Genomic DNA, 1,215 nt, shown 5'->3' on the forward strand with positions numbered 1-1,215 from the left:
GATAACATCCAGCGTCTCGTCAGTTATACGAAAGAAGCGGGGCGAATGACGAATGATTATGTTGTTATTTTAGATAACGAAACATTTAAGTAATGTAATGTTAAAAGAAGGCCGGAAAATTTTGTGGTTTTCTTTTTTTTTGATAAATAGACAAAAAACATTCACATTTATTATCCATCTACTATAGCCAAAATAATAAAGTCCTGTTACTATTACAGGGGATATTCTCTTTTCGTAAGATAAATATATAGAAAAGTCAGAAAAGAGGAACAGAATAAGGGAGGAACAACATGAAGCGTGTTGCTTGGTTTACTGATAGTACAACTGCGAGTTTTACAACAGATGGTGATAACTTTGTTATCCCAATTGAAGTTATTATTGATGGAGTGTCTTATAAGGATTGTGAAGAAGGAGTTCATAAACGTCTTTATGAAGCGTTAAATGATGGAAGAACAGTTACTACTTCGCAACCTAACATAGGGGAAATGGTAGAATTATTTACTAAATGCAAAGAAGAATATGAAGAAGGCTTTGCAGTTGCTATTAGCGGAAAAGTAAGTGGGACCTATCAAAATATGAAGTTAGCTGCTGATATGGCAGGTTTCCCTTTAACTGTATTAGATAGTGAAACGACAAGTTATCCAATGGATGAACTTTTGAGAAAAGCTAAAACGTTATACAATGATGGTATGACTTTACAAGATATACATAAAACATTAGTAGATGAAAAAAGAAGGCCCTTTTATGTATTTCCAAAAAGCTTAAAAGGTTTATATGCAAGTGGTCGTGTAAAGGGAGTTCAATTTTTACTTGGAAGTTTATTAAGTGTCAACTTAATCTTAGAAGTAAAAGGCGGAGAACTTTTACTTGAAAAGAAAGTGCGTAAAATCCAAAAATGTAGAGACTACATTAAAAATGAGCTTGAAAAAGAATTACCAAAAGTACTTCATATGTTCTATGCTAACGATAAAGATGGAGCTGAAGAATGGATTTCAGATATTAAACAAGCATTCCCTGAAATGGATTTCAAGCTTTATCCATTGCCAATTTCATTTGCTGTTCATGCAGGTGAAGGAACAATAGCAATTAGTTATTAAGAGTAAAACCCGTGAATAATTCGCGGGTTTTTTATTTTTTTCTATAACAAATATAAAGCATTCAATGAATCTACCCCATACTAAAGATAATTATGTATAGATAGATAAAAGGATTTTC

At 32.2% G+C, this 1,215-nt stretch carries 1 protein-coding gene and 1 pseudogene; both read left to right on the plus strand.

The features are described 5' to 3' along the window. A pseudogene (locus AC1DTM_RS27355) lies at positions 1 to 93 on the plus strand (DUF3189 family protein); the annotation flags it as partial. Between the two features lie 197 nt (positions 94 to 290). Continuing rightward, positions 291 to 1,097 (plus strand): DegV family protein, encoded by an 807-nt coding sequence (locus tag AC1DTM_RS27360; RefSeq protein ID WP_002110177.1) that lies wholly within the window; start codon positions 291 to 293, stop codon positions 1,095 to 1,097. Positions 1,098 to 1,215 lie beyond the last annotated feature (118 nt).

The organism is Bacillus sp. P4_D3, assembly GCF_056401855.1.

What these genes read in the sequence shown, in the direction of transcription:
- AC1DTM_RS27360 (WP_002110177.1), top strand. Translation starts at nt 291, where the DNA reads ATGAAGCGTGTTGCTTGGTTTACTGATAGTACAACTGCGAGTTTTACA.